Origin of the sequence: Mucilaginibacter flavus (assembly GCF_030409315.1) — a bacterium.
Lineage (GTDB): Bacteria > Bacteroidota > Bacteroidia > Sphingobacteriales > Sphingobacteriaceae > Mucilaginibacter > Mucilaginibacter flavus.
This window is the reverse complement of record NZ_JAUFPS010000022.1, coordinates 1-6,222: the sequence shown is the minus strand read 5'-3', so window position 1 is coordinate 6,222 and position 6,222 is coordinate 1. Positions and strand designations below refer to the sequence as shown.

Sequence of the window (6,222 nt, the reverse complement as noted above, 5' to 3'; positions counted from 1 at the left end):
TTTGGGATTAATCTATATTTGTAAACAACTAACAGGATTAAAGAAAAAAAACGTAAACTTTTTTCAGGACGAGACAATCAACCCAATCAACCCAATCAACCCAATCAACTCAATCCAACTTAACCAATTCAAAAGAATACCCAGCCTTCGCCCAAACCTCCATTGCCCTCGGCAAAACATATTCCAGTCTTTCAAAGGCTTTCAAACTATCGTGAAAAACCACTATCGACCCTGCTTCAGTATGTTTCAAAACATTTTTCAAGCAATCCGCTGGTTTTAGGTTGATGTCAAAATCGCCGCTAAGTACATCCCACATCATAATTTTAATATCGGGCTGGGCGGCTTTTAGGTCTTTAGCCTGCTGTTTTTTAATGCGCCCGTAAGGTGGGCGAAATAAATTTGTATCCAGCTGTTTATCTGCTTTTAAATAATTCTCCAGGTAGGTTTGGTTGTCGGTTTTCCAGCCTTTGAGGTGGTTGTAGGTGTGATTGCCTATAGCGTGGCCCTCATCAACAACCTGTTGGAATATGTCGGGATGTTTGCTTACATTGTCGCCAATGCAAAAGAAGGTGGCTTTGGCGTTGTATTGTTTTAAAATATTTAAAACAAACGGTGTAACAATAGGTATAGGTCCATCGTCAAAAGTGAGATAAATGCAACGGTTAGTTTGATTTACATTCCAAATCAGCTCGGGATAAAGCTTTTTAAGCAGCCAGGGAGTTTTAACCAGGTACATATTCAAACTAAAGATAAATGTTAAATTTTCTGACAGATAGAAAACAAAGCCGCAATGTAGTCATCAGTTGCTTACCATTGTATAGAAAAACCTTATGAAACTAAAATTAATACCATCGCTAAAAGCAACTGTTATTTGTGGTGTCCTGCTTTCGGGACTTACCTTTAGTGCACAAGCGCAGGAGGTAATATCGTTGCAAAAAGCTGTCGATCTGGCGCTTGAACGCAACCTTACCATCAAACAATCGCAATTTACCGAGGCTTTTGATGATGAAACTTTAAAGCAGTCAAAATATAACGCGTTGCCAAACTTATCTGCCGGTCCGCAGGCGTCGTTTAACTTTGGCCGTAATATCGATCCATCTACCAACCAGTTCATTAACCAACGTATTTTTGCTTTAAATGGTACTATTCAAACCCAGGTAACTTTATTCCAGGGCGGGCAGTTGCGTAATACGGTTATCCAAAACAGGCTATTGCTTGATGCTGATAAAACAGCCACTGCCAAGGTGAAAAACGATTTGATACTCAACGTAGTTACCACTTACCTGCAGGTATTAACCAACCAGGATTTGGTAAAAGCAGCACAGCAACAGATAGATATCTCGAAAATTACTTTAGATAGGGCGCAAAAAAACTTTGATGTTGGTAACCAAACTTTGGCCGACTTGTCGCAAGCGAAAGCATCAGTTTCAACAGCCGATTTAAATTATACCAATGCCGAAAACTCATACGAGATTTCCCTGCTTACATTAAAACAGTACATGGAAATGAGTCCATCAAGTAATATCACTGTAGAAAAGCCGGATATCAGCAAGTTAACGGATATTAACACCCTATATAATGCCGACGACGTGTTTAAAACAGCCGTTGCCGTTAACCCCGATGTACTGCTGGCCGAGCAACGCGAAAAAGCTACTCAGCAAGGCATCAAAGTGGCGCAGGGTAATTATTACCCAAGCCTGGTATTATTTGGCCAGTTAGGTTCAAACTATTCAGATGCACGTGAATTATCCGGCGGCGTAGTGGCCACGGGGGCAAGTCAGACTATAGGCTATGTAAATGGTAATACCAGCCAACCCGTAACAACCCCGGTATACAGCGCTGTATTTAATAAGTATCCATTTTTTAACCAGTTGAGTGATAACTTTAACCAATCGGTAGGTATAAGCTTACAGATCCCGATATTTAGCAGATTTAACTCGCGCACAACCGTACGCAAAGCCAAAATTCAATATGAAAACGCGAAGGTTACTTCGCAACTGGCCCGCAATAACCTCAGTAAAATTATTTACCAGGCCGTGTTGGACGTGAAGTCGGCCGAGAAATCATACCTGTCGTCAACGCAAACTTATTTGGCAAATAAAGAGGCTTTTAACATTATACAACAGCGCTATACAGTTGGTTTGGTAAACTCGTTGGATTATAATACCTCGTTAACCAACCTTAACAAATCGCAGTTTGATATGATTGAGGCACAGTACATGGTCATTTTCAGGGCTAAGGTGATTGATTACTACCTGGGCAACCCAATAACATTATAAGCATAAATACTAAAACCGTAAAATATCCAAACTCATAATCATGGGAAAAACTACTAAATATATTCTGATAGGTCTTGGCGCGCTGATCGTTCTGTTGATCATTGCCAAAGCAACGGGTTTAATTGGTAAACCGCCGCTAACGCAGGTAGCTACCGAAAAAGCCGATGTGCGCCTGATAAATGAAACGGTATCGGCCAGCGGCAAAATAAAACCCCATATTGAGGTTAAAATTAGTCCAGAAGTGTCTGGTGAGGTGGTTGAATTGCCCATTAAAGAAGGCGATGTGGTTAAAAAAGGCCAGCTGCTTTGTAAAATAAGGCCGGATATCTTAAAATCGGGTTATGATCGTGCCGTTGCATCATACAATACTCAAAAAGCAAGTGTGGGTAACTCGGGCCAGATGTTAAGGCAGGCCCAGGCTACTTTTGATAACCAGGCGGGTATTTTTAAACGCAGCGAAGCGCTATATAAAAATAAAGTGCTTACGGTATCTGAATATGAAAACGCAAGGGCAGCTTACGAAGGCGCGAAAGCATCGTTAGAGGCTGCCAAGCAAAACGTTATCGGGTCGCAATATGGTTTGGCGCAATCACAGGCTTCGGTAAAAGAGGCGCAGGATAACCTGGCTAAAACTACTATTTACTCGCCTGTTGATGGTGTTGTATCAAAACTATCTATAGAATTAGGCGAACGCGTTTTAGGTACCCAACAATTTGCCGGTACCGAGATCATGACGATATCTGACCTGAGCAAATTAGATGTTAACGTAGATGTAAATGAAAACGACATCAACCGCATTGCTTTAGGCGATTCGTCAAATATTGAAGTCGACGCGTTTTTAGGTAAGAAATTTACCGGTGTAGTTTCTGAAATAGGTAGCTCGGCCAACGTGGTTGGCACTACTGCCGATCAGGTGACTAACTTTACCGTTAAAGTAAGGATCAACCCTGAATCATATTTGGCATTGCTTAAAAAGTCGGCCGATAATCCTTCGCCGTTCCGCCCGGGGTTGACTGCTACGGTTGATATCAGTACCAACCAGGTTAAAGCGTTATCGGTGCCAATTCAATCGGTAACTACCCGCGAAGAGAAAAAAGACCAGAACGGTCCGCCTAAAAAGGATGACGACAAAAGCAAACCTGCAATTACCCAGCCTTCAAAAGAGTACGTATTTGTGCTGAATGGCAACAAACTTAAACAAGTGCAAGTTACTACAGGTATTCAAAATGATACCTATATACAAGTACTAACCGGCCTGAAAAGCGGCGATGAAGTGGTATCGGCACCATATGCGGCTATCTCAAAAACCTTAGCCGATGGCATGGTGGTTGAAAAAGTTGATAAATCGAAATTGTTTAATACCGATAATAACAATAAGGGCAACTAAGCAGCCCACGTTTTATAATGACAAAGCCGCGGTCTATTCAGGTCGCGGCTTTGTTGTATATTATAAGTCTTTCATAGGAGTCATGCTGAGTATTAAAATCCGGGGGACTATGAAAGTGGAAGTGACAACATCAAGAAAAAAATGGGGTCATGCTGAGCCTGTCGAAGCACGCGGGCGAAGGCCTCTGCGCGCGAGTCTTCGACAGGCTCAGACTGACACCCCTCTTCGTTTTTTTATAACACGTCACGGAAAACTTGTTTCAGCACCCCATTTGGACATGTTGCCCACATGAAGTATACTTAGCATGTGGGGTGCCGATCAGTTAGCTAACTGACGGCATGACTTTGAGGAGGGATTTAAACCCCTTCCTGCAAACCCCTCACCGCCCTATCTAAAAAATTAGGGATCAATGTAGCCTGTGTATGAGTAATCATTTCCGGATCGGCAAGGCGGGTAAGCATTTCTTTGTATTTAACATCGCCGTGCTCGTTTATTACTTCGTTTTTCTTTTCTTCTTTGAGCAACAGGTTGCGCATGCCGTTGGCATCGGCTTCGGGGTGAAACTGGGTAGAGAAAAAGTATTCGTTAAAACGGATAGCCATCATAGCCCGTGGCAGATCAACATATGGGCGCTCTTTTTCAATGGCGACTAACTGCATCCCCAGTTCCTTAAAACGTTTTTCATTTGGGTTGATTACTTGCCAGCTGCGCGAGTCAACAGCGTAAAACGGTTCGGCAAGGCCCTTAAATAATGGCTCGACAAAACCAGCCTCTGTTTTATTTACCGGCAACACACCAAAAGAAGCGGAACGACGGGTATTGATATCGCCTAACTCATATTTGCGGCACATCAACTGAAAAGAATGACATACAAAAAAAACGTGTTTTTTATCGGTGGTATTTGATAGGTTATGATCTTCGAGCCTATCGGTCAATCTGAAATATTTTTTCTCCCACTCAGTACCCTCATCTAGCGGACTGCCCGGTCCGCCGCTTGACAGGTAGATATCAAAATCGAGCCCCGGCACTTCGCCGCCACGCCGTACATCAAAAATTTTATAGGTAATATTTAAATTGTGCTGTGTTTTGTACCTGTTTAAAATCTCCTGGAAACCGCGCATACCTTCGTTGGCTATCCCATTATACAAATCAAGTATGGCAACTTTTATTTCCGGTTTCATAAGTCCCCTCTAAATCTCCCCCGGTAGGGGAGAATTTTATTTATTATTATAAATGTCTTGTTTTAAAGCCCTCCCTACCGGGGAGGATTTGAGCGGGGCTGTTGAGTTTATAACCCCTTTAACGTTTGTGAGGTGATGTAATCAACCACATCGGCAAAGTTATTATTTTGCTGGTAAACGGCCAGCTGCCTATCGGCCCCGGTACCGGTTTCTAATATTTTATGAACGTATTGCAGGTCATCGCGTGAGCCGAGTTCGTCAACTACATCGTCGACAAAATCTAAAAGCTCTAATACTAACGATCTGGTGTTCACCTCCATTTCTTTACCAAAATCAATCATTTTACCGTCGATGCCATAGCGGGCGGCGCGCCATTTATTTTCGTTGATGAGAGCGCGGGAATAAGTGATAAATTTCATATTCTGCTGCCTTAGTTTGTATAATTTGGCACATAAGGCCTGGAACAGGGCTGTAAAAGCTATAGTTTCATCAACTAACATCGGGCAATCGCAAATCCTGAACTCGATAGTTTCAAAAAACGGATGCACGCGGATATCCCACCATATTTTTTTAGCGTTATCAATACAGTTGGTTTTTACCAATAGTTTGATGTATGCGTCATACTCCTCAATACTGCTGAAATAATCGGGGATGCCTGTGCGCGGAAACTTGTCAAATACCTTGGTACGGAACGATTTAAAGCCGGTATTGCGCCCTTCCCAAAATGGCGAATTGGTTGATAGCGCGTACACATGCGGCAAAAAATAACGCACCTGGTTGGCTATATGAATAGCCATATCGCGCGATTGGATGCCCACATGCACATGCAAGCCAAAAATAAGGTTGGAGCGGGCTGCCTCCTGCATTTCATCCACAATTTCAAAATACCGGGGATGATCTGTAATCAACTGGTGCTGCCAATGCGAAAACGGGTGCGTTCCTGCCGCGCCGATGCGCAGACCAATATCGCCGGCCAGCATAGCAACGGTGGTGCGTAGTTTGCTTACCTCTTTACGTGCTTCGGTAGTGTTTTTGCAAATATGGGTGCCTACCTCCACCACGGCCTGGTGCATTTCGGCCTTTACCTGGTCTTCATGGATTTTTTGGGCGCTATCCACAATTTTTTGCTCGTGCGATTTTAGTTCCCTGCTTACAGGGTCAATCACCATAAATTCTTCTTCAACACCTAAGGTAAACTCGTTCATAATTGGTTAGGTTATATTTTCTCAAATTTTGCCCTATATTGCTAAATAGCCGACGGATATTCAATTTTTTTATTCCCTCCCATGGGAGCTACTGTGTGTACACATCTTTTAGTTGAAGTTTTGAAACATTAACCATCCTTCATATACGTTATAGAATTTAGCCAGGCCTT

The 6,222-nt window shown here is 42.8% G+C and carries 5 protein-coding genes; 2 read left to right on the top strand and 3 right to left on the bottom strand.

Translation table 11 applies throughout. From position 1 onward, the window contains the following. Positions 1-109: 109 nt before the first annotated feature. On the bottom strand, positions 110-736 hold the full coding sequence (locus QWZ17_RS07745; RefSeq protein WP_290304534.1) for a polysaccharide deacetylase family protein: 627 nt from the start codon (positions 734-736) through the stop codon (positions 110-112). A 94-nt stretch (positions 737-830) separates the two neighbouring features. Here QWZ17_RS07745 and QWZ17_RS07740 point away from each other — a divergent pair, with 94 nt between their 5' ends. Then, positions 831-2,279, top strand: a complete 1,449-nt coding sequence (locus tag QWZ17_RS07740; protein WP_290304533.1) for a TolC family protein — start codon at positions 831-833, stop codon at positions 2,277-2,279. 40 nt (positions 2,280-2,319) lie between these two features. Continuing rightward, positions 2,320-3,666: an efflux RND transporter periplasmic adaptor subunit gene (locus QWZ17_RS07735; RefSeq protein ID WP_290304532.1), complete on the top strand. Its 1,347-nt coding sequence runs from the start codon at positions 2,320-2,322 to the stop codon at positions 3,664-3,666. A gap of 356 nt (positions 3,667-4,022) precedes the next feature. Here QWZ17_RS07735 and QWZ17_RS07730 read toward each other — a convergent pair whose 3' ends face one another. Together QWZ17_RS07730 and QWZ17_RS07725 are read right to left on the bottom strand one after the other, a co-directional pair. Then, positions 4,023-4,847 carry a type 1 glutamine amidotransferase gene (locus tag QWZ17_RS07730; protein ID WP_290304531.1) on the bottom strand — a complete coding sequence of 275 codons (825 nt, stop codon included), beginning with the start codon at positions 4,845-4,847 and terminating at the stop codon, positions 4,023-4,025. Positions 4,848-4,954: 107 nt separating this feature from the next. Then, complete coding sequence (locus tag QWZ17_RS07725) at positions 4,955-6,052, bottom strand: carboxylate-amine ligase (RefSeq protein WP_290304530.1); 1,098 nt, start codon at positions 6,050-6,052, stop codon at positions 4,955-4,957. Between the last annotated feature and the right edge of the window lie 170 nt (positions 6,053-6,222).